This is a genomic window from bacterium, assembly GCA_020440705.1.
Taxonomy (GTDB): Bacteria; Krumholzibacteriota; Krumholzibacteriia; order LZORAL124-64-63; family LZORAL124-64-63; genus JAGRNP01.
In genome coordinates, this window is sequence record JAGRNP010000284.1 from 1 (window position 1) to 638 (window position 638).

Below are 638 nucleotides of genomic sequence, written 5' to 3' on the forward strand. Positions count from 1 at the left end.
GTCGAGGCCGGCATCCCCGAGGACGACCCGCGCAACCCGGCCGTGATCGCCGACAACGTGGGCGACAACGTCGGCGACTGCGCCGGCATGGCCGCCGACCTGTTCGAGACCTACGCGGTGACGCTGATCGCCACCATGGCGCTGGGTGCGCTGATGGTCAAGGCCGGCGGCGCGGCGGTGATCTACCCGCTGCTGCTGGGCGGCGTGTCCATCATCGCGTCCATCATCGGCTGCGCCTTCGTCAAGGCCAGCCCGGGGATGAAGAACGTGATGCCGGCGCTGTACAAGGGCCTGGCCATCGCCGGCGTTCTGTCGCTGATCGCCTTCTACCCGGTGACCACGATGCTGTTCCCGGAAGCCGTGGAGATCAGCGGCAAAGGCCCGGTGGGCGCGATGGCGCTGTGGCTGTCGGCGGCGGTGGGCCTGGTGCTGACCGCGGCCCTGGTGTGGATCACCGAGTACTACACCGGCACCCAGTACAAGCCGGTGCAGCACGTGGCGCAGGCCTCCACCACCGGCCATGCCACCAACATCATCGCCGGCATCGGCATCAGCATGAAGTCCACCGCCTGGCCGGTGCTCTTCGTCTGCGCCGCCATCCTCTCGGCCTACGCGCTGGCCGGCCTGTATGGCATCGC

General features: G+C 69.0%; 1 protein-coding gene. It reads left to right on the top strand.

Translation table 11 applies throughout. The features are described 5' to 3' along the window. A partial coding sequence (locus tag KDM41_18400) for a sodium/proton-translocating pyrophosphatase (GenBank protein MCB1185396.1) occupies window positions 1-638 on the top strand: 638 nt, incomplete at both ends.